This window comes from Micromonospora musae, assembly GCF_003626635.1.
In the GTDB taxonomy this organism is placed as follows: domain Bacteria; phylum Actinomycetota; class Actinomycetes; order Mycobacteriales; family Micromonosporaceae; genus Micromonospora; species Micromonospora musae.
Genome location: NZ_RAZT01000001.1, coordinates 104,136 through 127,476 on the forward strand (window position 1 = coordinate 104,136; position 23,341 = coordinate 127,476).

Consider the following 23,341-nt stretch of genomic DNA (forward strand, 5'->3'; position numbering starts at 1 on the left):
CGGGCCTCCTGTTCGGGTGACCCGGGCGGGCCAGCGAATGGCCCGTCCGGGTCGCGGTGTCGGGTAGGCCCCGTCGTCGCCGCCGCACGGTCAGCGCGCGCCTGCCCGTCGGCCCGGCGATGACCGGGCACGCCACGACGCGGGAGGCGATCATGAACGAGATGAGGGTGCCGCAGCCGGAGCGGGGCGGCGGGGGCTGGCGGGATCCCGGGCCGCGGGACGTGACGCGGGACCGGGAGAACCCGGACCTGCTCGTTCCGCCCGCCACGGACGCCGGAACCGTACCGAACCTGCGGTTCTCCTTCGCGGACGCGCACACCCGCATCGAGCAGGGCGGCTGGACCCGCGAGATAACCCAGCGGGAGCTGCCGATCGCCACGGAGCTCAGCGGCGTGGACATGGCCCTGGAGCCGGGGGCGTACCGGGAGCTGCACTGGCACAAGCAGTCCGAGTGGGCGTACGTGTTGAGCGGCAGTTGCCGGATCAGCGCGGTCGACCAGGAGGGGCGCAACTTCCTCGACGACGTGCGCGCCGGGGACCTGTGGTTCTTCCCGAAGGGCGTGCCGCACCACATCCAGGCCCTCGACGAGGGCGTGGAGTTCCTGCTGGTCTTCGACGACGGGGCGTTCTCGGAGAACGGCACGTTCCTGATCAGCGACTGGTTCGCGCACACCCCGCGGGAGGTGCTGGCGAAGAACTTCGGCTGGGCCCCGGAGCTGCTGGACCGGCTGCCGGAGCGGGAGAAGTACATCTTCGCCGGGCAGCTGCCGCCGCCGTTGGAGCGGGACCGGGTGATCAGCCCGACCGGCGACGTGCCGAGCAGCTTCAGCCACCGGATGCTCGCCCAGCAACCGCAGCGGTTCCCCGGTGGCACGGTCCGCGTCGCCGACGTCTCCACCTTCGCGGCGGCCACCACCATCTGCGCCGCCCTCGTCGAGGTGGAGCCGGGCGGCCTACGCGAGATGCACTGGCACCCCAACGACGACGAGTGGCAGTACTACATCTCCGGGCAGGGCCGGATGGGGGTCTTCGCGAGCACGGGCGTGGCGCGGACGTTCGACTTCCGGGCCGGTGACGTGGGATACGTGCCGTTCGCCTATGGCCACTACATCGAGAACCTTGGTTCGGAGCCGCTGGTCTACCTGGAGATGTTCCGCAAACCCCGGTTCGCCGACATCTCGCTGACCCAGTGGATGGCGAACACGCCGGCCGAGGTGGTGGCGGACACCGTCAACCTGCCACCCGAGGTGATCGCCGGGCTGCCGCAGGAGAAGCGTCCCGTGGTCCGCTGACCGCCGCGGGTGTCACCGTCTCGCCGGTCGTCCGGCGGCGGTGGCGGTCAGCCCAGCAGGGTGGCGGCGTGGCGACCGGCGGCCGCGGCGGTGAGGAAGTAGGCGTGGTCGGCGTCGAGGCCGCGTCCCATGGTGGAGAGCGGCACCGGAGTGGCCCGCAGCGCGGCGTCGAGACCGTCGGTGCGTACCCGGACGATCCGGTGCCGCGCGGCGAGCGGCGCGAGTTCGGCGTCGACGTCGGCGGCGAGCGTCGGGTCGAGACCGTCGGGCACCACCAGCTCGGCCGGGGCCAGCGCCACCCGGCCGTACGCGGTGAGGCTGTGGTGGGACACGCCGCGATGGCGCGGGCGGGCGTCGGCGTCGGAGATGCGCAGCGACCCGACGGGGCGTCCGCCCAGCGTGGCGATGGCGTTGACCGCCTCGCCGACGGCCACCCCGGAGAAGCCCCAGCGGGTACCGGTGCCGAGGTTCCCGGGGCCTTGGGAGACGACCGCCACGTCGGCGTCGAGCACGTGGCGGGCGGCGAGCAGCCCGCTGTGCAGCGTGCTCGCCTCCAGGTCGCCGCCGAAGGCCTGCCCGACGGTGATGGTGCCGGCCAGTTCGTCGCGCAGCCCGGCGAGGGTGCGGGAGAACCAGGCGGCGAGGGCTCCGCCGTCGGTGAGCACGTACGCGATCCGGGCGTGTGGGGCGTCGGCGCGGACGCCGGCGACGATCGCCGGCAGGGCCGAGTGCAGGTCGGCCGTGACCACGGGCATGCCGCCCAGGTCCTCGGCGGTCTCGAGGAGCGCCCGGTGCGGTGAGGCCTCCTCGTCCACGCCGAGCAGGATCGGCTGCAGCGGGGTGTAGCGGGCCTTGACCAGGTGACCGCTGTCGCGGGTGTCGTCGGCCTGCGGCGGGTCCGGCGGCAGCCGGTCCGGCAGCGCCACCACCAGGGCGTACCCGCCGGTGCCGAGGCCCATCAGCAGCGCGCCGGCGTTGAGCAGCACCCGGTCGCCCGGCTCGGGCCGGCCGACCAGGTGGGGGTAGGCCAGCGCCCGCATGGGCGAACCGTCGGCGAGCGTCACGTCCAGCTCCACCGCCCCGGCCCACTGCCGTCGCAGCGCCGTCACCGTTCCGGACCGCCATCGCACCATGACGGGCACGCTAGCGTCCGCGGGCCGGCCGGCCCGGCACCGGGTCCAGGTGCGGATCGTGTCCGCCGTCCGGCGGTGTGTCTGTCCGGGCCGGGTCAGCGCAGGCCGGGGTCGACCGGGCCGTCCTCGATCGGGGGTTCCGGTTCCCGGGCCGCCCGGGCGCCGCCGGGCATCGACCGGGTCGGGTCGAGGAAGAGGTACCGGACCTCCGGGTAGCGCTCCCGCAGCCGCCGTTCCGCCTCGTCGGCGGCGGCCTCGATGTCCGCGCCGGTGGCCTCGTCCCGGAAGTCGACCTTGGCGGCGACGAGGATGTCCTCCGGGCCGAGCTGCATGGTGAAGAGCGTGCCGACCCGGGTCACCTCGGGCAGCCCGGCCAGGGAGCGCTCGATCTCGCCCTGCAGGCGTTCCGGCACCGCCCGCCCGACCAGCAGCGACAGGTTGCTGTACGCCAGCGTGGCGGCCACCACCAGCAACAGCACGCCGATCAGCACCGAGGCGATCCCGTCCCACAGCTCGTCGCCGGTGAGTTCGGAGAGCGCGACGCCGCACCCGGCCAGGATCAGGCCGATGAGCGCGGCGCTGTCCTCGAGGACGACCGCCTTGACCGTGGTGTCGGCGGTCAGGCGCAGGTAGCGGCGCCCGGTGGTGCCCCACCTGCGGGCCTCGCGGCGCACCTGGCGTACCGCCCGGCCCAGCGAGATCGCCTCGATGACGAAGGAGACCGCGAGCACGACGTACGAGACCAGGAAGTCGCCGCTGTGTTCGTGCACGAGGATCGTGGTGATCCCGTGCGTGATCGCGAAGCCGGCGCCGGCGACGAAGGTGAACAGGGCCGCGAAGAAGGCCCAGATGTAGCTCTCCTTGCCGTAGCCGAACGGGTGCCGGGCGTCCGCCGGCCGGGCACCTCGGCGCAGGGCCATGAACAGCAGCAGCTCGGTGGTGGTGTCGGCGACCGAGTGGGCGGCTTCGGAGAGCATGGCCGCGGAGCCGGAGATCAGGCCCGCGACCAGCTTCGCTGCCGCGATGGCGAGGTTCGCCGCACCGGCGATGATCACGGTGCCGACGCTCTCGCTCTTGGCTTCCGGTTGTGCCATGGCAAAACACTATGGCCCCGGCCGGTCGACCGCCGGACGGGAGCCGCACCCACGGTGTGGTTGCCCACCACACGCCGCGCCCGCGTGGGTGCGCGCCCGCGTCGGGTCGACTGCTAGCGTCTATGCGTGTCCCGTACCCGCACCGAACGCCTGGTCAACCTGGTGATCTGTCTACTCTCCACGCGCCGGTTCCTGACCGCCGCGCAGATCGCCGCGACCGTGCCCGGCTACGAACACGATCCGGACGACGCCCGTGACCACGAGGCGTTCCAGCGCAAGTTCGAGCGGGACAAGGCCGAGCTGCGCGAGCTGGGCGTCCCGCTGGAGACCGGCACCGCGAGCGTCTTCGACTCCGAGCCGGGTTACCGCATCGCCCGCCGTGAGTACGCTCTGCCCGACATTCCCCTCGAACCCGACGAGGCGGCCGCCGTGGGGATCGCCGCGCGGCTCTGGCAGCACGCCGGGCTGGCGGCCGCGGCCTCCTCGGGGCTGGCGAAGCTGCGTGCCGCCGGGGTGGACGTCGACCCGCAGGCCACCCTCGGCCTGGAGCCGATGGTCACCGTGGACCCGGCCTTCGCCCCGCTGACCGCCGCCGCCCGGGACCGCCGGGAGGTCGGCTTCGACTACCGGGTGCCCGACCAGGACGCGCCGACCCGGCGCCGCCTCCAGCCCTGGGGCGTGGTCTGCTGGCGCGGCCGCTGGTACGTCGTCGGCCACGACCTGGACCGGGAGGCGACCAGGTGCTTCCGGCTCTCCCGGGTGGTCGGCGCGGTGCGGGTCACCGGTGACCCGAGCGCGTACGAGCCGCCGGCGGGGGTCGACCTGATCAGTCATGTCGCCCGCTGGTCCGGGCCGGTGGAGCGGACCGGGCGGGCGACCGTCCTCGCCGCGCCGGGCCGGGCCGCCGGGCTGCGCCGCTGGGCGGTGGAGGTCGTCGCCGGGCCGGACGGGGACCGGCTGGTCCTGCCGTACGCCGACCCGGAGTCGCTCGCCCGCCACCTCGTCGGCTACGGCCCGGACGTGCGCGTGCTCGACCCGCCGGAGGTGCGTGAGGCCGTGATCCAGCGGCTGAAGGAGATCGCGTCCCGGCACGACGACCTGGCGACCGCCGGAGGCAGCAGATGACCCGTCCCACCGCCAAGGGCGGCTCCCGTACCTCCGCCGACCGGTTGGCGCGACTGCTCAACCTCGTGCCCTACCTGCTGGCCCGCCCCGGCATCGAGATCGCCGAGGCCGCCGGGGACCTGGCCGTCACCGAACGGCAGCTGCGCGAGGACCTGGAGCTGCTCTGGGTCTGCGGGCTGCCCGGTTACGGGCCGGGTGACCTGATCGACATGGCCTTCGACGGTGATCGGGTGACCATCACCTACGACGCCGGCATCGACCGGCCGCTGCGTCTCACCCCGGACGAGGCGCTCGCCCTGGTGGTGGCGCTGCGGATGCTCGCCGAGACGCCCGGGGTGGCCAACCGGGAGGCGGTGGAGCGCGCCCTCGCCAAGATCGAGAATGCGGCCGGTGACCTGGTCGGCGCTCCCGTGGAGGTGCGGCTGCCGGCGGACGTCGGGCGCGTGGAGGCGCTGCGCGGGGCCGTCGAGGGCGGCCGGGCGCTGCGGATCACCTACTACACGGCGGCCCGGGACGAGACCACCGAGCGGGTCATCGATCCGCTGCGCATGCTGATGGTCAGCGGCCGGGCGTACGTGGAGGCGTGGTGCCGCCGGGCGGAGGCGGTCCGGTTGTTCCGGGCCGACCGGATCGACGCGGTCACCGAGCTGGACGAGTCGGCGGTGGTGCCGCCGCAGGCCCGCCCGCACGATCTCAGCGACGGGGCGTTCCGGCCCTCTCCGGACCTGCCACTGATCACGTTGCGGGTCGGTCGCGGCGAACGGTGGATCACCGAGTACTACCCGTGCGAGGAGGTCCGGGCCGGGGACGCCGACCACTGGCTGGTGTCGCTGCGGGTCACCGACCTGGGCTGGGCGCGCCGATTCGTGCTCGGCCTCGGCCCGGACGTGACAGTGGTCGCGCCGGCCGAGCTGGCCGAGCAGGTACGGGACGCGGCGAGCGCCGCGCTCGACGCGTACGCCCAGCCGGCGCCGGACGCCCGACGCGCCCCGGCGCCGACCGCCGCCGACCCGGCGCTGGCCGCGGGCTCCCGGTAGGCTGACCGCCGTGCTGTGGTGGATCGTGCTCGCGGTGGTGCTGGCCACCCTCGTCCTGCTCGCGGCGGCCGTGCGAGGGGTGCTCGCGCGCCTGCCCGGGCTGCGCCGGGCCGCCGTGAAGCTGCAGCGGCGGCAGGACGAAGCCCTCGAACTCGCCGGGGCCGCCCAGACGCTCCAGGAGCGGTCCGAGGCGCTGCAGCGGCAGCTCACCGTCGTCCAGCGGCGGATCGAGCTCGTCAAGGCGAAGCGGCACGGTTGAGGCCGGTTCGCAGGTCACCGCGTCTCCGCCGACCCGCACACGATCCGGCGCGGTGCCGGAACGGATCTCTCACCGGCTGTTGACGAGACGTCCTGGGTTGGTCAAGACTTCACCCGCCGGGACGAACCACCCCCGCCCCGGCGGGTGGCAACGGGCCGATACGCACGTACGATGGCTGCGTTACACCCCTGCTGTCTCACAAGCGACTGGAGCTTCCCATGGGTGCCCTCAAGCCGTGGCACATCGCCGTACTCGTGGTCGTGCTGATCCTGCTCTTCGGCGCGAAGCGGCTCCCCGACGCGGCCCGCTCGCTCGGCCGTTCGCTGCGGATCATCAAGGCGGAGACCAAGAGCCTGCACGACGACGACCGCGACCTGGCCGAGAAGGCCGACGCGCAGTCCGGCTACCAGACGCTGCCGCCGCAGGCCGCCCAGCCGCAGCAGGCCCCTTACCAGGCTTCGCCGCAGCAGCAGCCGGTCGTCGACCCGGTGCAGCGCGTCCGCGACAACTGATCGAGGGGCCCGAAGACCGTGGCGGCCTTCGCGTTGCGCAAGCGCGCTCCGAGCAATTTCGAACGGGCCTCCGACGGCTCGATGACCCTCATCGAGCACGTCCGGGAACTACGTAACCGGCTCTTCCGTGCCTCGCTCGGCATCGTGGCGGGTCTGCTCGTCGGCTTCTTCCTGGCGCAACCGGCGTTCAACCTGCTGAAGGAGCCGTACTGCAGCCTGCCGGGCGCGATCGACGCCTTCGGCAAGTGCCAGAACTTCCTGCTGCTCTCGCCGGCCGACGGCTTCATCCTGAAGCTGAAGCTGGCGCTCTGGATCGGCCTGATCATCGGGGCGCCGGTCTGGCTCTTCCAGCTCTGGGCGTTCATCGCGCCCGGCCTGCACCGGCACGAGCGCAAGTGGGCGTACGTCTTCGTCGCCATCGCGGCGCCGCTCTTCGCCGCCGGCGCGGTCCTCGCCTACCTGGTGGTGGACAAGGGCCTCGCGTTCCTGCTGGAAGCGGGTGTGACGGGCACCGACACCCAGTTGGAGGTCACCCGCTACATCTCCTTCGTCACGAACATGATCTTGCTGTTCGGCGTGGCGTTCGAGTTCCCGCTCATCCTGCTGATGCTCAACTTCACCGGGGTGGCGAGCGCCCGCCGGCTGCTGAGCTGGTGGCGGGTGGTCATCTTCGTGTCGTTCGCGTTCGCGGCGGTGGCCACGCCCGACCCGGGGCCGTTCGGGATGACGCTGCTGGCGGCGTCGCTCTCCCTGCTCTACTTCGTCGCGGTGGGCGTCGCGTTCATCAACGACAAGCGTCGCGGGCGGGGCAAGGAGATCTACGCCGGGGTCGGCGACGACGAGGTGTCGCCGCTGGACACGACCCCGGAGCCGGTCGAGGCCGGGGCGCGGGTCGAGGCGAGCGATCCGATCGACGCGCCGGAGCCGATCACCGCTCCGACGCCGATCGAACGCCGCTACGACGACATGACCTGACCGGTGTTCCGCACGGGTTCAGCCGCCCGTGGCACAGCTCGGATACGACGAACGCCGCCCAGCTAGGGCGGCGTTCGCCGTACCGGTAGGTTGCTCGCCATGACCGCGGCCGATCACCCCTCCGTCGATCCCGAAGGCCCGGTCGCGGTGCTCGTGAACCCGACAGCCGGCCGGGGTCGGCACCGCGGCCTGCTCACACCGGTGATCTCCAGGCTGGCCGGCGCCGGCCGGCAGGTGCGGCTGCTGGAGGCGCAGAGCGCCGACCAGGCCGAGACGGTGTGCCGCACCGCCGTGGCCGGGGGAGTGGCCGCGCTGGTGGCCGTCGGCGGCGACGGCACGGTGCACCGGGCGTTGCAGGCCGTGGCCGGGACGTCGATCCCGTTCGGGCCGGTCCCGGCGGGCACCGGCAACGACTTCGCCGGCGACACCGGCTTCCCGACCGACCCGCTCGCCGCCGCCGAGGTGATCGCCGAGGCGCTGCGCGCCGGTCGTACCCGCCCGGTGGACCTGGCCCGCCTGACCGGCCCCACCGGCCCGCCACGCTGGTACGGGGCGGTGCTCGCCGCGGGCTTCGACGCGATCGTCAACGAGCGGGCCAACCGGATGCGGTGGCCGCGCGGCGGCCGCCGGTACGATCTCGCGATCATGGTCGAGCTGGCCCGGCTCCGTCCGCGTCGCTACAAGCTGCGCCTCGACGGTGTGCCGTACGAGCTGGACGCGGTGCTGGTCGCCGTGGGCAACTGCCCGAGCTACGGGGGCGGAATGCGGATCTGCCCCGACGCCGACCCGACCGACGGACTGCTCGACGTGGTCGTCGGCGGCCGGCTCGACCGGCGCACCCTGATCCGCGTCAAGCCGAGCATCTACCAGGGCACCCACCTGCGGCACCCGCTGGTGAGCAGCCACCGGGTACGCACGGTGGAGCTGGCCGCGGAGGGCATCACGACGTACGCCGACGGCGAGCGGGCGCTGGAGCTGCCGGTGACCGTCACCGCCGTGCCGGGTGCGCTGCGGTTGCTGCGTTGACCCGTACCGCACCGATGCTCGCCGCGATGACCAGGCCGATCGCCACCACCTCCAGCGCGGTCAGCCGCTGCCCGAGCACCAGGTAGCCGGCGAGCGCGGCGACTGCCGGACCGAGGCTCATGAGCACCGCGAAGGTGGCGGTGGGCAGCCGCCGCAGCGCGACCAGTTCGAGGGTGTACGGCAGTCCCGAGGCGAGCGCGGCGAGCACGACCCCGAGCGCCAGGACCGACGGGTCCAGCAGCACCCGCCCGGCGGTCGCCAGCCCCGCCGGCAGGGTCAGCACGGCGGCGACGACGAGCGCCACGGCCAGCCCGTCGGCGCCCCGGAAGCGGGCCCCGACCCGGGCGCTGAGCACGATGTACGCCGCCCAGGTCGCACCCGCGACCAGGGCGAGGGCGGCGCCGAGCGGGTCGAGCCGGGCGAAGCCGCCCTGGCCGAGCAGAGCCACCCCGGCCAGGCCCAACCCGGCGCACGCCCAGCTCGCCGCCCGGCGGGCGGTGAAGACGGAGAGCGCCAGCGGGCCGAGCACCTCCAGGGTCACGGCCGGGCCGAGCGGGATCCGCTCGATTGCCTGGTAGAAGATCGAGTTCATCGCCGCGAGGGTCAGCCCGAACGTCCCGGCCACGATCCAGTCGGCCCGTTCGTGGCCTCGCAGCCGCGGCCGGCAGACGACGAGCAGCAGCACGGCGGAGATGGCCAGCCGGAGGGTCACCGCGCCGGCCACCCCGGTACGGGGGAAGATCGTCGACGCCACCGCGGAGCCGAACTGCACCGACAACGCCCCGCCGAGCACCAGACCGACCGCGCCCGCGCTCGTGCGGCGCGCCGGTGGCGCCCCCGGCGCCAGCCGGTCGGCGATCAGCGTCTCGGTCATGCCCGTGACGCTAGGGGCCACCCCTGAGCTGGGCGGACGCCGCCTCCGCGGAGGTGAGCCAGCCCTCGTTCCGGCGTACGCCGCCGCGTGCTGGTGGGCTCCCCGCCCGCCGGGGACGGCGGTCGCGGCCGGGCGCGCGCGGCCCGGGCGGGGTCAGGCCGGCAGGGCGATGTCGAGCACCGCGCCGAGCCCGTTCTCCCGGCCCGGGTCGGCAGCCGGCAGCACCAGCACGGCGCAGCCGGCCGCGGCGGCGCCCGCGTCGGCCGGGCTGTCCCCGACCATCAACGTCTCCTCCGGGTCGACACCGAGCATGCCGCAGGCGCGCAGGAAGATGCCGGGGTCGGGCTTGCAGCGCCCCACCTCGTACGAGAGCACGAACGCGTCGACCAGCTCGGTGAGCTGCCACGCGTCGAAGTGCGCGCGCAGGTCGAAGCCGATGTTGCTCACCACGGCCACCCGGATTCCCGCCTCGCGCAGCGCGGCGATGGTCGGGGCGGTGTCGGGGTAGGGAACCCAGCCCTCGGCGGCCAGCAGCCGCTCGTAGAGCGCCTCGGCGAGCCCTTCGATGCCGGCGTCCACGGTCTCGGCGAGGCCGGTGTAGGCCGCCCGGTGGGCGTGCGGGTAGAGGTCCCGCGTGGCCCAGTGCTCGGCCAGCCGGGGCGGCACCCGGGCGGGCAGCGGTCCACCGGCGCGACCCGCGGTGAGCAGCCGGTCCGCCAGGATCGTGGCCTTGACCCGGTCCAGGGTGGCCCCGCAGGCCGCCGCGGCCTTGACCACCCAGTCCAGGGGCTCCTCCACCTGGGCGAGCGTGCCGTGGAAGTCGAAGAGCACCGCTTTCACTGGTCGGCGCGACGGCCGGGTTCGGGGGGCGACCGCATCGGCGCCGCCCGCGGGGGGAGTCTGGGACGGTTCGGGTTGCTCCGGCACGAGTGCACCCTACCGACCGCCTCCGACGGCCCATCCGGTCGGCCTTGTCCGGTGGCGCCTCCCGGCACGCATTAATCTTGATGTCATGTCGAGTCCCGCCGAGCGGTACGCCGCGGCGCGCCGCCGGGCCGCGCAGTCCTCCATGTTCCCCGCGTTGGACGAGTTCGCCCTTGACCTGGGGTTCGATCTCGACGACTTCCAGCGCGAGGCGTGCCAGTCGTTGGAGCGGGGCAGCGGCGTCCTGGTCTGCGCGCCGACCGGCGCCGGCAAGACCGTGGTCGGCGAGTTCGCCGTGCACCTGGCGCTGCGCGGCGGCACGTCGGCGTCCGACGGCGAGCAGGGTCCGCGCCGCAAGTGCTTCTACACCACTCCGATCAAGGCGTTGTCGAACCAGAAGTACCACGACCTGGTGGCCCGCTACGGCGCCGAGCAGGTCGGTCTGCTCACCGGTGACAACGCGATCAACGGGGACGCGCCGGTGGTGGTGATGACCACCGAGGTGCTGCGCAACATGCTCTACGCCGGTTCGAGCACCCTCGACGGGCTCGCCTACGTGGTGATGGACGAGGTGCACTACCTGGCCGACCGGTTCCGCGGCGGCGTCTGGGAAGAGGTGATCATCCATCTGCCCGCCTCGGTCACCCTCGTCTCCCTGTCGGCGACCGTCTCCAACGCCGAGGAGTTCGCGGACTGGCTGGTCACCGTGCGCGGCGAGACCTCCGTGGTGGTCAGCGAACACCGGCCGGTGCCGCTGTGGCAGCACATGCTGGTCGGCAAGCGGATGTTCGACCTGTTCCACGACGCCGACGCCGCCCGCAAGCACGACGTGCATCCGGAGCTGCTGCGCTACACGCGCGAGACGGCGCGCCGCCTGGAGCTGGGTGAGGGGCGCAGCGCCGGCCCGGGTGGTGGGCGGCGCGGGCCGCGCTGGCGCGGGCCGATGCGCCCGGACATCGTCGACCGGCTCGACCGGGAGGGCCTGCTGCCGGCGATCCTCTTCATCTTCAGCCGGGCCGGGTGCGACGCGGCCGTGCAGCAGTGCCTCGCCGCCGGCCTGCGGCTCACCACGCCCGAGGAGCGGGCGGAGATCCGCGAGGTCGTCGAGTCGCGGGTGACCGCCATCCCCGGCGAGGACCTCTCCGTGCTCGGCTACTGGGAGTGGCTCGACGGCCTCGAACGCGGCCTCGCCGCGCACCACGCCGGAATGCTGCCGGCGTTCAAGGAGGTCGTCGAGGAGCTCTTCGTCCGGGGTCTGGTGAAGGCGGTCTTCGCCACCGAGACCCTCGCGCTGGGCATCAACATGCCGGCCCGCTGTGTCGTGCTCGAGCGGCTGGTCAAGTACAACGGAGAGGCGCACGTCGACCTGACCCCCGGCGAGTACACGCAGCTCACCGGGCGGGCCGGTCGCCGGGGCATCGACGTCGAGGGGCACGCGGTGGTGGTCTGGTCCCCGGAGACCGATCCGCGTCACGTGGCGGGCCTCGCCTCCACCCGCACGTACCCGCTGCGCTCCAGCTTCCGGCCCTCCTACAACATGGCCGTCAACCTGGTCGGCTCGGTCGGCGCCGAGCCCGCCCGGGCCCTGCTGGAGTCCTCGTTCGCCCAGTTCCAGGCCGACCGGTCGGTGGTCGGCCTGGCCCGGCAGGTGCAGCGCAACACCGAGACCATCGAGGCGTACGGCGTGGAGGCCGCCTGCCACCACGGCGACTTCGACGAGTACTTCGCCCTGCGGGTGGCGATCGGCGACCGGGAGCGGGCGCTCGCCCGGCAGGGGCAGAGCCAGCGCAAGGCGGCCGCGGTCACCTCGCTGGAGCGGCTGCGGGTCGGCGACGTGATCCGGGTGCCCTCCGGCCGCCGTGCCGGCTTGGCGGTGGTGCTGGACCCGGCGGCCGGCGGGTTCGGCGAGCCCCGCCCGCTGGTGCTCACCCAGGACCGCTGGGCGGGTCGCGTCGGTCCCGGGGACTTCACCACCCCGGCCGAGGTGCTCGCCCGGGTCCGGGTGCCGAAGAACTTCAACCACCGCTCGCCGGGAGCCCGACGGGACCTGGCGGCGGCCGTGGCCGCCACCGGGCTCGACCGGCACGGCGGCCGCCGGGGCGGCCGGTCCCGGCAGCCGGTCGGCGATGACCACCGACTCAGTCAGCTCCGCACCGAGCTGCGCCGGCACCCCTGCCATGCCTGCCCGGAGCGGGAGGAGCACGCCCGTTGGGCGGAGCGGCGCCGCCGGCTGGAACGGGACACCGAGGAGCTGCGGCAGCGGGTGGCCGGGCGCACCGGCTCCCTCGCCCGTACCTTCGACCGGATCGTCGCCCTGCTCACCGCCCGCGGCTACCTGGGCAGCACGGGCGAGGTCACGGACGCGGGCCGTACCCTCGGCCGGATCTGGAGCGAAGCGGACCTGCTGGTCGCCGAGTGCCTGCGGCGGGGCGTGTGGGACGGGCTCTCCCCGGCCGAGCTGGCCGCCGCGGTCTCCGTGGTGGTGTTCGAGGCGCGCCGCGACGTGGACGAGCGGGCGTCGCTGCCACGCGGCCCGGTCGTGGACGCGGTGGACGAGACGTTGAAGCTGTGGGGCGACATCGAGGCCGACGAGTCGGGGCGGGGCCTGTCGGTGACCCGGGAACCGGACCTCGGCTTCGCCTGGCCGATCTACCGGTGGGCGCGCGGGGAGGCGCTCGCCAAGGTGCTCGCCAGCGGGCACGAGTTCGACGGCGAGATGCCGGCCGGTGACTTCGTCCGCTGGGCACGGCAGGTGGTCGACCTGCTCGGCCAGCTCAAGGACTCCGGTGGCGCGTCGGTCGAGCTGCGCTCGACCGCCCGGCAGGCGATCGCCGCGATCAACCGAGGCGTGCTGGCCTACCACGCCGCCTGACCGGCCCGACCCACCTCGCGGCGGGGGCCGGGCCGGTCAGGGCGGGCTCAGGCGCGGTCGGCGAGCGCGTCCACGAGACGCCGGGTGGAGCCGGCGAGGTTCCACCGGCGGGCCAGCTCCAGCAGGCCGTCCGGGTCGGCGGGCGCGCTCGGCAGCGCAGTGGGCAGTTCGGGCAGCGGCACGTCGAGCGCCACCCGGACCACCTTCGGGGCCACCGCCAGGTAGTCCCGGGCCGCGTCGAGCTTCGTCCGCAGGCCGGGCGCGAACCCGGAGCGGGGGTCGTCGAGCGCGGTGAGGATGCCGGGGAGGTCGCCGTGGCGTTCGAGCAGCCGGGCGGCGGTCTTCTCGCCTACGCCGGGCACCCCCGGCAGGCCGTCGCTGGGGTCGCCGCGCAGCGCGGCGAAGTCGGCGTAACGCGCGGCGGGCACCCCGTAGCGGGCCTGGACGGCGGCGTCGTCGCAGTCCTCCAGCTTGGCCACGCCGCGCCCGATGTAGAGCAGCCGTACGGGCCGGGCGTCGTCGACGAGCTGGAACAGGTCCCGGTCGCCGGAGACGACCTCGACCGGGGCCGGCTGGGTGACCGAGAGGGTGCCGAGCACGTCGTCGGCCTCGTAGCCGGCCGCGCCCACGGTCGTGATGCCGATCGCGGCGAGCACGTCGAGGATCACCGGCACCTGCGGGGTGAGTGTGTCCGGCACCACCTCGCCGCCCTCGGGCGCCAGCCGGTGCGCCTTGTACGACGGCAGCAGCGCCACCCGCCAGTCGGGGCGCCAGTCGTGGTCGAGGGCGCAGACCATCCGGTCGGGCCGGCGGGTGCGGATCAGCGTCGCGAGCATGTCGAGGAAGCCGCGTACGGCGTTGACCGGGGTGCCGTCCTCGGCTCGGGCCGCGGACTCGGGGACGCCGAAGTAGGCCCGGAAGTAGAGGCTCGCGGAGTCGATCAGCAGGATCGGGGGTCGGTGTGCCACGCCGGACAGCCTGGCACAGGCCTGTGACGAACGACAGCGCCGCGCCGGTCGCGGCGGTCAGCGCCCGTCGTCGCGGCGGTAGACGGTGTCCCGGCGGGCGACCGCCTGGACCAGGTAGGCCACGACCAGCAGCACGACCGCCACGATGACCTCGACCCAGGCGGCCACGCCGTCCGCGATGGTCAGCCCGATGATCAGGAGCACCAGGCCGATCAGCGCGAGCACGCCGCTCCAGAGCTGCCGTCGCCGACGTACGGCGTGACGACCGGGCACGTTGCCTGTCACCGTCGGTCCTTCCGGTCCCGGCGCCCGGGCGGGCACCTCGCCTCAGGCTATCGACGGTGCGGCCGGCGTAGGCCCGGAACGGGGATGCGGCGCCGGCCGGCCGAATCTGCTCGGATCGCCGGGATCCCGGGGAGGTCCCGGCCGTCTGATCGGCCGGCCTCGACCCGGATGGTTCCAGTTTGAAACGGAGTATGGTCGAGGCGGATCTGAGCAGCGGAGGTGGGATGTGCGACGGGCCGACCTCGCGGACGCGGACTGCGGCATAGCGCAGGCGCTCGGCGTCCTGGAGGACTGGTGGACGTTCCTCATCGTGCGCGACGTCGCTGGCGGGACCACCCGCTTCGACGCGCTCCAGCGGGAGCTCGGCGTGAGTCGGCGAGCGCTGACCGAGCGGCTCGGCGCGCTGGTCGAGCACGGGGTGCTGGAGCGCCGGCCGTACTCGCAGCACCCGCCCCGCTACGACTACCTGCTGACCCGCAAGGGGGAGGCGCTGCTGCCGGTGCTGCTCGCGTTGCAGGACTGGGGCACGCGGCACGTGATGGGCGACGGGGAGCTGACCGCGACGGCCGAGGCCGGCTCGGCCGAGGCGCGGCGGGCGCACGATCTGGTCGGTCGGCGGCTGCCCGAGGTGAGACTGTCCGGACCGGACGGGCTGCCGGTGGCGCCGGCCGCCGCCGGTGAGTGGACGGTGCTCTACTTCTTTCCGGGGGCGTACGCGCCGGGCGCCGCGGGTGGCTATCCGCCGGGCTGGGGGGAGATCCCGGGTGCCCGGGGCTGCACCGTCGAGTCGACGACCTACGCCGACCGGTACGCGGACTTCCGGGCCGCCGGAGCGCAGGTGCGCGGCGTCAGCACCCAGCGCCCGGACCAGCTCGCCGATTTCGTCGCGTACACCCGGCTGCCGTTCCCGCTCCTGTCCGACCAGGACGGTCGCCTGGCCGCGGGGCTGCTACTGCCGACCTTCCGGGCCGGCGGCGTCGCGCGGCTGAAGCGGCTGACGCTGCTCGTCGACGCGGCCGCCGTGGTCCGTGCCGTTCAGTTCCCGGTGACGGACCCGGCCGGCTCGGTGGACGAGATGCTCAACCTCGTCCACCGGAGCCGGCCGGCCTGAGCCGCTCGCGCGGCGCGGATCAGGGCAGGACCCACCGCTGGTTGGCGCCGGCGAAGCAGTCCCAGATCTGCAGCCGGGTGCCGTCGGCGGAGCTGTTGTCGGTCGCGTCGAGGCACTTGTTCGACTGCGGGTTGCGCACCGTGCCGTTGGACTGGGCCTGCCAGACCTGGGCGCCGCTGCCGTTGCAGTCCCACAGCTGGATCTTGGTGCCGTTCGTCGTGCCGGCGCTGGTGACGTCGGCGCACTTGCCCAGCGCGCGCAGGGTGCCGTCGCTGCCCACCGTCCAGCGCTGGGCGTTGCTGCCGTTGCACCCGTAGAGCTGGACCGCCGTGCCGTTGGCGGGGTTGGCCGCGGCCACGTCGACGCACTTGCCGCCGATTCCGGTGATCTGGCCGGTGCGGCCGGTCGGCGGCGGGTTGCCGCCACCGCCCATGACGGTGTCGTAGATCGCGCTCACCAGGGAGGTCGAGTCGTTGCGGTCCTGCGACAGCTCCCAGTTCATCATTCCGCCGGCGTTGGCCATCGCCCACTGGGTCTTCCGCTTGACCGTCGGCACGCCGTTGTAGCACTGCTGGACGCCGCTGACCGTGGTGCAGTCCCGGTTGGCGTTGGCCGGGTCCATGCCCACCAGCGCGGTGTAGGTGTAGTAGCCGGGTCGGCTGTAGAAGGGCACGCCGAGCACCGCCTTGCCGGCCGGCAGGCCGCGCGCCTTCCAGCCGTTCAGGCTGTTGATCGACCAGTCGTAGTTGGCGTGCGGGCTGCCGCCGTCGTACGCCATGATGTTGAGCCAGTCGACGTAGCCGAAGACGGCCGTCGGGACGCCCTGGACGTAGTAGCCCTCGGAGACGACGGCGGCGGTGAGCAGCTTGCCCTGGGGCCGCAGCGCGTTGCTGAGCTGCTGCATCAGCAGGCTGTAGTTGTTGGCGGAGGCGCCCGGGTCCGGGTACTCCCAGTCCATGTCGACGCCGTCCAGGTTGTACTGGTTGACGAAGCTGACCACGCTGTTGACGAAGGTGGTGCGGCTGCCGGAGTTCGCGGCGAGCGCCTCGAAAGCGGAGTCGTCGCCGTCGTTCCAGCCGCCGATCGCGATCGACACCTTCACGTTGTTGGCGTGGCTGAGCGACACCAGCTGGGAGAGCTTGCTCGGGTTCTCCACCGCCCGCAGGGTGCCGTTGTTGTTCGGCAGCACGAAGGCGTAGTTGATGTGGGTGAGCTTGCTGTACTGGACGCTGGTGACGTTGCCGCTCCAGGACGGCATGTAGCCGACGCTCTTGAAGTTGTTCGGCAGCACCGCCGCCTCGGCGGTGGCGGGGGAGAGGGCGAGGGTCGCGCCGACCGTGGCGAGCGCGAGCAGGCCGGCCGCGAGGGCCGAGCGGCGGGGTCGTGTCGTGGACATCGAGGGCCTTCCCGTGGACGGGTTGCGGGCGTGCTCCCCGGTCAGCTACCGGGGGGTACGGGTTGGACAGGGGCGCTTCCTCGAGGCAGCCAAATCTTAAAGAGTGTTAACTGTCTGAGTCAATGATGTCTTTCAATGAATGGGGAAGCGCTTGCCGGCGTGCCCGTCGGCTAGGTCGACCCCCGAACGACCGTTAAGCTGACGCCGTGGAAATCGACGACCTGTACCCGCCGGAACGGCTGGTCGCCGCGCGCCGCGCCACCGCCGCGGCCGGACTCGACGCGCTCCTGCTCACCCCCGGAGCCGACCTGCGCTACCTGACCGGCTACCACGCGCGGGCCGGCGAGCGCCTGACCTGCCTCGTGCTGCCCGCCGAGGGAGCGCCAACCCTCATCGTCCCCGCCCTGGAACGACCCGCCGCCGAGGCGTCCCCCGCCCCGGCCACCGGGGTCCGCATCGTCGACCACAGCGACGGCACCGACCCCTACCCGCTGGTCGCCGCGGCCCTCGGCCGGCCGGTGACCGCGGTCGGGCTCGCCGACCGGATGTGGGCCGAACAGGTCCTCGCCCTGCGCACGGCGCTGCCCGGCGCGCAGCAGCGCCTCGCCGGAGAGGTGCTGCGCGACCTGCGCATCCGCAAGTCGCCGGCCGAGGTGACGGCGCTCGCCGAGGCCGGCGCGGCGATCGACGCCGTGCACCGCCGAATGGGCGAGTGGCTGCGCCCCGGGCGCACCGAGACGGAGGTGGCCGCCGACATCGCGGCCGCGATCCGGGAGGCCGGCCACGTCACCGTCGACTTCGTCATCGTCGCCGCCGGTCCCAACGGCGCGAGCCCGCACCACGACACCTCCGACCGGCCGATCGGCGCCGGCGAGCCGGTCGTGGTGGACATCGGCGGCACCATGGGGTCGGGCTACCGCTCCGACTGCACCCGCACCTACGTCACCGGCGGCCCGGCGCCGGCCGAGTTCACCGACTACTACGCCGTGCTGTGGGAGGCGCAGCGCGCCGCGGTCGCGGCGGTCCGCCCCGGAACGAGCGCCGAGGCGGTCGACGCGGCGGCCCGCGACGTCATCACCGGCGCCGGCTTCGGCCCGGCGTTCCTGCACCGCACCGGGCACGGCATCGGCCTCGACGGCCACGAGGAGCCGTACGTGGTGGCCGGCAACCCCCGAGAGCTGGAACCCGGCATGGCGTTCTCGATCGAACCCGGCATCTACCTCGCGGGGCGGCACGGCGCCCGGATCGAGGACATCGTGGTCTGCACGACGGACGGCGTGCAGCGGCTCAACACCACCCCCACGGAGCTCATCGCGCTATGACTGTCGACCGGATCCTCCCCAGCGACGAGGCCCGCGACCTGCTGGACCTCGCCACCGAGATCGCCGACCGGGAGCTCGCGCCCAAGGTCACCGGGTACGAGGAGCGCGGCGAGTTCCCCCGCGAGGTGCTGCGCACCCTGGGCCGGGCCGGGCTGCTCGGCCTGCCCTACCCGGAGGAGTACGGCGGGGCCGCCCAGCCGTACGAGGTCTACGTGCAGGTGCTGGAGATCCTCGCCAGCCGCTGGCTCGCGGTCGCCGAGGCGGTCAGCGTGCACACCCTCTCCTGCTACCCGGTGGCCCAGTTCGGCACGGCGGAGCAGCGCAAACTGCTGCCCGACATGATCGGCGGCGAACTGCTCGGCGCGTACTGCCTCACCGAGCCGCAGGGCGGTTCGGACGCCGCGTCGCTCACCACGAAGGCGGTGCGCGACGGCGACGCGTACGTCGTGACCGGCACCAAGGCGTGGATCACCCACGCCCGGTCGGCGGACTTCTACAACATCTTCTGCCGTACCGGCGGGCCGGGCACGGCGGGCATCTCCTGCCTCGTCGCCGACCGGAACACCCCCGGCATCCAACCGCAGGCCCCCGAGCGCACCATGGGTCTGCACTCCTCACCCGTGGCCCAGATCGCCTTCGACGGCGCCCGGGTGCCGGCCGAGCGGCTGGTCGGCGGGGAGGGGGCGGGCTTCACCATCGCGATGTCCGCACTGGACTCGGGACGGCTCGGCATCGCCGCCTGCGCGGTGGGGTTGGCCCAGGCGGCGCTGGACTACGCGGTCGGGTACGCCAAGCAGCGGCAGCAGTTCGGCCGGGCCGTCATCGACTTCCAGGGGCTCGGGTTCATGCTGGCCGAGCACGCGACCCAGGTCTCCGCGGCCCGCGCCCTGCTGCTGGCGGCCGCGCGGCTGCGCGACGCCGGGCGGCCGTACGCGGTGGAGGCGGCCAAGGCGAAGCTCTTCGCTTCCGACGTGGCGATGCGGGTGACCACCGACGCGGTGCAGGTGCTCGGCGGGGCGGGCTACGTCGTCGACCACCCGGTGGAGCGGTACATGCGGGAGGCGAAGGTGCTCCAGATCGTCGAGGGCACCAACCAGATCCAGCGGCTGGTCATCTCGCGGGCGCTGGCGAGGGGCTGAGGCGACCCGGTGTGCCCGGGCCGGCGCGTTGTGTCGATCACCGCGCGCCGGCCGGCGTCGCCTCGTCGCCGTCGGACGTTTTTCCCGGTAGTTTGCACGCCGTGGAGGAGACCGACCGCGCCATCATCGCCGCGCTGACCGCTGACGGCCGGCTTTCGTACACGGATCTGGCCGAGAAGGTGGGCCTGTCGGTGTCCGCAGTGCACCAGCGGGTGCGCCGGCTGGAACAGCGGGGCGTCATCAAGGGGTACGCGGCGCGGGTCGCCTTCGAGGCGCTGGAGCTGCCGCTCACCGCGTTCGTGGCGATCCGGCCGTTCGACCCGTCGCAGCCGGACGACGCGCCGGAGCGGTTGGCGCACCTGCCCGAGATCGACTCGTGCTACTCGGTGGCGGGCGAGGACTTCTACATGCTGCTGGTGCGGGTGGCCGGCCCCGCGGACCTGGAACGGCTGCTGCAGGAGATCCGTACCGCGGCGAACGTCACCACCCGGACGACGGTGGTGCTCTCCACCCCGTACGAGAACCGGCCGCCGAAGATCAGCGCGGGACCGTCGAGTCGGGCGCGGTCCCGGGCGCCGGAGGAGCGGGCTGATTCCAGCGCAGGATGACCCGCCGCCCGTGCTCGTGACCGAGCACGCTCACCGTGGCGGTGTCCAGCCGCAGGAGCCCACCGGCGGACGGCGGTAGGCCGATCCAGCGGGCGCCGAGCACGCGCAGGCTGTGCGCGTGCCCGACCAGCGCGACGGTGCCCTGGTCCAGCAGGGGAGCGACCCGGTCGAGGATCCGGTCCAGCCGCTCGCCGACCTGCCCGGGGGTCTCGCCGCCCGGGCAACCGTCGGTCCAGATGTTCCAGTGAGGGTCGTCCTCGTGGATGTCGACGGTGGTGCGTCCCTCGTAGTCGCCGTAGTTCCACTCGGCGAGGTCCTCGTCGACCGCGTCGACGGTGAGACCGGCGAGTTGGGCGGTGCGCAGCGCCCGGACCCGGGGGCTCGCCAGCACCCTCGCGAAGCGCCGACCGGCGAGGAACGCGGCGAGGGTGCGGGCCTGCCGCTCTCCGTCGGCGGTGAGCTCCAGGTCGGTGTACGAGGTGTGCCGGCGGCTGGCGCTCCAGGTCGTCTCGCCGTGCCGGATCAGCAGGAGCTCTCCCATACGCCCAGTCAACCACGAGCCGGGGGAGGGCCGGGCGCGGCTGGTGGGCGGGGACTAGCCGGCCACGGACTGGGTGCCGAGGACGGTGAGCAGGGCGAGTCGTTCGGCGTCCTCGGTGCCGGGCGCGGCGGTGTAGACCATGATCCGCAGGTCGCTGCCGGCGACGGTGAGCACATCGCAGTCCAGGGTCAGCGCGCCGACCCGGGGATGCTCGACGGTCTTGCGGGCGGCCTCGTGCCGGCCGACGGCGCCGGCGTCCCACAGCTCGGCGAACCGGGCGCTGCCGGCCCGCAGCTGCCCGATCAGCCGGCGCAGGCGCGGATCGGCCGGGTAGCGCCCGGCGGCGACGCGCAGGTCGGCGACGAGGGCGGCCTCGAGCCCGCGCCGCTCCTGTGTGTTGAGCCGGACCCGGGAGCCGGGGCCGAGGAAGTGCCGCCACACGCCGTTGCGTTCGTCGCCCTGCCAGCCCGACGGGTCGCCCATCAGCGCCGCGTACGGCGGATTCGCCACCAGCAGCGTCCAGGCGGCGTCGTGGACCGCGACCGGAATGCCGGCCAGCCGGTCGAGCAGCCGCTGCACGCTGGGGTTGATCGTGGTGGGCATCGTCTCCGGGCCCGGCTGCGCCAGCCCGGCCAGCCGGTGCAGGTGCGCGCGCTCCGGGTCGGTGAGCCGCAGCGCCCGGGCCAGGGCGGCGACGACCTGCGCCGAGGGGTGGGAGGCCCGGCCCTGTTCGAGGCGGGTGAGGTAGTCGACGGAGATGCCGGCGAGCAGCGCCAGCTCCTCGCGGCGCAGCCCGGCCGCGCGCCGGGCTCGGCCGGCGGGCAGCCCCGCGGCCTCGGGTGGCACCCGGTCGCGCCAGCGGCGCACCGCCCGCCCGAACTCCGCCGTGGTCATGCCCCCAGTCTGCCCCGCCGGCCGGTGCCCAGGGTGGCCCTGGCGTTCCCAGGAAAACCGGGTGCCTGGCCGGCCGCGCGGTCCCGGCGCACCGTTGCGGGCATGACGACGACACTGATCACTGGAGCGAACAAGGGTCTCGGCTTCGAGACCGCTCGGCGGCTGCTCGCCGCGGGGCACACCGTCTGGGTCGGCAGCCGGGACGCGGATCGCGGCCGGGCCGCGGCCGAGCGCCTGGGCGCCCGGTTCGTGCTGCTCGACGTCACCGACGACGCGTCGGTCGCGGCGGCGGTACGGACCGTCGAGGCGGCGGGGGGCCTGGACGTGCTGGTCAACAACGCCGGCATCGAGGCGCGTAAACCGGACAACGGGGTGGTGACCGCCGCGGAGGTGACCGGCGAGGAGATGCGGACGATGTTCGAGACGAACGTCTTCGGACTGGTCCGGGTCACCCACGCGTTCCTGCCGCTGCTGCGACGTTCCACCGACCCGGTGGTGGTGAACGTGAGCAGCGGGCTGGCGTCGGTGAGCCGGTTGGCCGACCCGGCCGCGCCGGCGTACGGCTATCCCGGGGTGGCCTATCCGGCGTCGAAGGCGGCGGTCAACGTGGTGACGGTTCAGTACGCGAAGGCCTTTCCCGAGATGCGGATCAACGCGGTGGAGCCGGGCTTCACCGCGACGGACCTGAACGGCCGGACGGGCACGCAGACCGTCGAGGAGGGCGTCGAGATCATCGTCAGGATGGCCCAGGTGGAGCGGGACGGCCCGACCGGGGGCTACTTCGACGCCGCCGGCCCGCTGCCCTGGTGAGCGGAGGTTCGCGGGGCGCCGGTCGGGTGGGGGCGCCCCGCCTCCGCGTCACTCGCGCGGCACCTCCCGGGCGGCGGCCTCCAGGTCGCTTACGCTGCCCGACATGACGGTGCGGACGTGCGCGGTGATGTGCTCCGCGGGCCAGTTCCACCAGGCGACCGCCAGCAACCGGGCGATGTCCGGCTCGTCGAAGCGGGTGCGCAGGAGGCGGGCCGGGTTGCCGCCGACGATGCCGTAGTCGGGCACGTCGCGGGTGACCACGGCGCCGGCGCCGATGATCGCGCCGTCTCCGATCCGTACCCCGGGCATGACCGTCGCGCCGTAGCCGAACCACACGTCGTTGCCGACGACGGTGTCTCCCCGGTTGGGCAGGCCGGTGAGCAGGTCGAAGTGTTCGGACCAGGAGCCGCCCATGGTGGGGAAGGGGAAGGTCGAGGGGCCGTCCATCCGGTGGTTGGCGCCGTTCATGATGAACCGGACGCCCGTCCCCAGCGCGCAGAATCTGCCGATGACCAGCTTCTCCGGCCCGTAGTGGTAGAGCACGTTGCGGGTCTCGAACGCGGTCGGATCGTCCGGGTCGTCGTAGTAGGAGTACTCCCCGACCTCGATCAGCGGGGACGTCACCAGCGGCCTGAGGAGCACCACCCGCGGCTGTTCCGGCATCGGATGGACGATCGTCGGGTCGGGTGGTACGGGCATCGGTTCCTCATCGGTGTCGGGTCCGCTTCCGGCCCATGATCGCCGCACCGGGGCTTCCGGGGACAGTCGTTTATCCCGGTCGGTCGCGACCGAGCCCTCGACCGACCCATAAAACTATCTTCCTAGGATGCCGTACGCGAGGTGTGCCGGCACACCTCGTTTGCGCCAAGCCGCACCGGGCACGCACGAGGCGACCGCCGCAACTGAGCAAGGAGGCGAGATGAGCTTCACCGACAAGGCCAAGAACAAGATGGAGCAGATGACCGGTGCCGCGAAGGAGCGGATCGGCGATATGACCGACAACGAGAGCATGCGGGCGGAGGGCGCCACGCAGCAGAGCGAGGCGCGGGTCAAGCAGGCCGGTCAGGGCGCCAAGGAGGCCGGCAAGAACGCACGCGACGCCTTCCGGTGACGCAGTGCGCGGCGGCGGCCCAGGGGTGATCCC

At 73.6% G+C, this 23,341-nt stretch carries 24 protein-coding genes; 14 read left to right on the forward strand and 10 right to left on the reverse strand.

Translation table 11 applies throughout. The features are described from left to right. Positions 1–152: 152 nt before the first annotated feature. Entirely contained in the window at positions 153–1,292 is a 1,140-nt protein-coding gene (locus tag D7044_RS00480; protein ID WP_120681639.1) for an oxalate decarboxylase family bicupin, read from the forward strand. A 47-nt stretch (positions 1,293–1,339) separates the two neighbouring features. On the opposite strand, the gene D7044_RS00485 is transcribed toward D7044_RS00480, so the two are convergent. Both D7044_RS00485 and D7044_RS00490 read right to left on the reverse strand, forming a co-directional pair. Further along, a complete protein-coding gene (locus D7044_RS00485; RefSeq protein WP_120681641.1) occupies positions 1,340–2,425 on the reverse strand; it encodes a DUF3866 family protein in 1,086 nt (361 codons plus the stop codon). Between the two features lie 95 nt (positions 2,426–2,520). Then, the gene (locus D7044_RS00490) at positions 2,521–3,519 is read right to left on the reverse strand and encodes a cation diffusion facilitator family transporter (RefSeq protein ID WP_120681501.1); all 999 of its coding nucleotides are present in this window, start codon (positions 3,517–3,519) and stop codon (positions 2,521–2,523) included. 126 nt (positions 3,520–3,645) lie between these two features. Between D7044_RS00490 and D7044_RS00495 the strand changes: the two genes are divergently transcribed. From D7044_RS00495 to D7044_RS00520, 6 genes are all read left to right on the forward strand, one after another. After that, on the forward strand, positions 3,646–4,644 hold the full coding sequence (locus tag D7044_RS00495; RefSeq protein ID WP_120681503.1) for a helix-turn-helix transcriptional regulator: 999 nt from the start codon (positions 3,646–3,648) through the stop codon (positions 4,642–4,644). Then, a complete protein-coding gene (locus D7044_RS00500; RefSeq protein ID WP_120681505.1) occupies positions 4,641–5,681 on the forward strand; it encodes a helix-turn-helix transcriptional regulator in 1,041 nt (346 codons plus the stop codon). Before D7044_RS00495 ends, D7044_RS00500 begins: the two co-directional genes overlap by 4 nt. A gap of 10 nt (positions 5,682–5,691) precedes the next feature. Then, positions 5,692–5,940 (forward strand): hypothetical protein, encoded by a 249-nt coding sequence (locus D7044_RS00505; protein WP_120681507.1) that lies wholly within the window; start codon positions 5,692–5,694, stop codon positions 5,938–5,940. Between the two features lie 218 nt (positions 5,941–6,158). Next, the gene (gene tatA, locus D7044_RS00510; protein ID WP_120681509.1) at positions 6,159–6,452 is read left to right on the forward strand and encodes a Sec-independent protein translocase subunit TatA; all 294 of its coding nucleotides are present in this window, start codon (positions 6,159–6,161) and stop codon (positions 6,450–6,452) included. Positions 6,453–6,533: 81 nt separating this feature from the next. Continuing rightward, entirely contained in the window at positions 6,534–7,427 is an 894-nt protein-coding gene (gene tatC, locus D7044_RS00515; RefSeq protein ID WP_120681643.1) for a twin-arginine translocase subunit TatC, read from the forward strand. A gap of 99 nt (positions 7,428–7,526) precedes the next feature. Beyond that, positions 7,527–8,453 (forward strand): diacylglycerol kinase, encoded by a 927-nt coding sequence (locus tag D7044_RS00520; RefSeq protein WP_120681511.1) that lies wholly within the window; start codon positions 7,527–7,529, stop codon positions 8,451–8,453. On the opposite strand, the gene D7044_RS00525 is transcribed toward D7044_RS00520, so the two are convergent. Both D7044_RS00525 and D7044_RS00530 read right to left on the reverse strand, forming a co-directional pair. Beyond that, on the reverse strand, positions 8,416–9,327 hold the full coding sequence (locus D7044_RS00525) for an EamA family transporter (RefSeq protein ID WP_120681513.1): 912 nt from the start codon (positions 9,325–9,327) through the stop codon (positions 8,416–8,418). The two genes, D7044_RS00520 and D7044_RS00525, sit on opposite strands and share 38 nt — an antisense overlap. 153 nt (positions 9,328–9,480) lie before the next feature. After that, complete coding sequence (locus tag D7044_RS00530) at positions 9,481–10,254, reverse strand: HAD family hydrolase (protein WP_120681515.1); 774 nt, start codon at positions 10,252–10,254, stop codon at positions 9,481–9,483. Positions 10,255–10,339: 85 nt separating this feature from the next. Here D7044_RS00530 and D7044_RS00535 point away from each other — a divergent pair, with 85 nt between their 5' ends. Continuing rightward, positions 10,340–13,123: a DEAD/DEAH box helicase gene (locus tag D7044_RS00535; protein WP_120681517.1), complete on the forward strand. Its 2,784-nt coding sequence runs from the start codon at positions 10,340–10,342 to the stop codon at positions 13,121–13,123. A gap of 47 nt (positions 13,124–13,170) precedes the next feature. Here D7044_RS00535 and D7044_RS00540 read toward each other — a convergent pair whose 3' ends face one another. Continuing rightward, complete coding sequence (locus tag D7044_RS00540) at positions 13,171–14,091, reverse strand: 5'-3' exonuclease (RefSeq protein ID WP_120681519.1); 921 nt, start codon at positions 14,089–14,091, stop codon at positions 13,171–13,173. Between the two features lie 57 nt (positions 14,092–14,148). Next, positions 14,149–14,376: a hypothetical protein gene (locus D7044_RS00545; protein WP_120681520.1), complete on the reverse strand. Its 228-nt coding sequence runs from the start codon at positions 14,374–14,376 to the stop codon at positions 14,149–14,151. Between the two features lie 226 nt (positions 14,377–14,602). Here D7044_RS00545 and D7044_RS00550 point away from each other — a divergent pair, with 226 nt between their 5' ends. After that, a complete protein-coding gene (locus D7044_RS00550; protein ID WP_120687611.1) occupies positions 14,603–15,487 on the forward strand; it encodes a winged helix-turn-helix transcriptional regulator in 885 nt (294 codons plus the stop codon). A gap of 19 nt (positions 15,488–15,506) precedes the next feature. On the opposite strand, the gene D7044_RS00555 is transcribed toward D7044_RS00550, so the two are convergent. Further along, on the reverse strand, positions 15,507–16,883 hold the full coding sequence (locus tag D7044_RS00555; protein ID WP_120681524.1) for a glycosyl hydrolase family 18 protein: 1,377 nt from the start codon (positions 16,881–16,883) through the stop codon (positions 15,507–15,509). Between the two features lie 206 nt (positions 16,884–17,089). Between D7044_RS00555 and D7044_RS00560 the strand changes: the two genes are divergently transcribed. The 3 genes from D7044_RS00560 to D7044_RS00570 all read left to right on the forward strand — a co-directional run bounded on the left by D7044_RS00560 (position 17,090) and on the right by D7044_RS00570 (position 19,952). Beyond that, positions 17,090–18,205 (forward strand): M24 family metallopeptidase, encoded by a 1,116-nt coding sequence (locus D7044_RS00560; RefSeq protein ID WP_120681526.1) that lies wholly within the window; start codon positions 17,090–17,092, stop codon positions 18,203–18,205. Next, positions 18,202–19,344 carry an acyl-CoA dehydrogenase family protein gene (locus D7044_RS00565; protein WP_120681528.1) on the forward strand — a complete coding sequence of 381 codons (1,143 nt, stop codon included), beginning with the start codon at positions 18,202–18,204 and terminating at the stop codon, positions 19,342–19,344. Before D7044_RS00560 ends, D7044_RS00565 begins: the two co-directional genes overlap by 4 nt. Positions 19,345–19,445: 101 nt before the next feature. Beyond that, on the forward strand, positions 19,446–19,952 hold the full coding sequence (locus D7044_RS00570; protein WP_120681530.1) for an Lrp/AsnC family transcriptional regulator: 507 nt from the start codon (positions 19,446–19,448) through the stop codon (positions 19,950–19,952). Here D7044_RS00570 and D7044_RS00575 read toward each other — a convergent pair. Together D7044_RS00575 and D7044_RS00580 are read right to left on the reverse strand one after the other, a co-directional pair. Next, the gene (locus D7044_RS00575) at positions 19,882–20,493 is read right to left on the reverse strand and encodes a histidine phosphatase family protein (RefSeq protein ID WP_120681532.1); all 612 of its coding nucleotides are present in this window, start codon (positions 20,491–20,493) and stop codon (positions 19,882–19,884) included. The two genes, D7044_RS00570 and D7044_RS00575, sit on opposite strands and share 71 nt — an antisense overlap. A gap of 54 nt (positions 20,494–20,547) precedes the next feature. Then, positions 20,548–21,387 (reverse strand): helix-turn-helix transcriptional regulator, encoded by an 840-nt coding sequence (locus tag D7044_RS00580; protein WP_120681534.1) that lies wholly within the window; start codon positions 21,385–21,387, stop codon positions 20,548–20,550. Between the two features lie 102 nt (positions 21,388–21,489). Between D7044_RS00580 and D7044_RS00585 the strand changes: the two genes are divergently transcribed. Further along, the gene (locus D7044_RS00585; protein WP_120681536.1) at positions 21,490–22,197 is read left to right on the forward strand and encodes an SDR family NAD(P)-dependent oxidoreductase; all 708 of its coding nucleotides are present in this window, start codon (positions 21,490–21,492) and stop codon (positions 22,195–22,197) included. Positions 22,198–22,245: 48 nt separating this feature from the next. On the opposite strand, the gene D7044_RS00590 is transcribed toward D7044_RS00585, so the two are convergent. Further along, complete coding sequence (locus tag D7044_RS00590; protein ID WP_199716427.1) at positions 22,246–22,860, reverse strand: CatB-related O-acetyltransferase; 615 nt, start codon at positions 22,858–22,860, stop codon at positions 22,246–22,248. 256 nt (positions 22,861–23,116) lie between these two features. Here D7044_RS00590 and D7044_RS00595 point away from each other — a divergent pair, with 256 nt between their 5' ends. After that, positions 23,117–23,308: a CsbD family protein gene (locus tag D7044_RS00595; protein ID WP_120681540.1), complete on the forward strand. Its 192-nt coding sequence runs from the start codon at positions 23,117–23,119 to the stop codon at positions 23,306–23,308. Positions 23,309–23,341 lie beyond the last annotated feature (33 nt).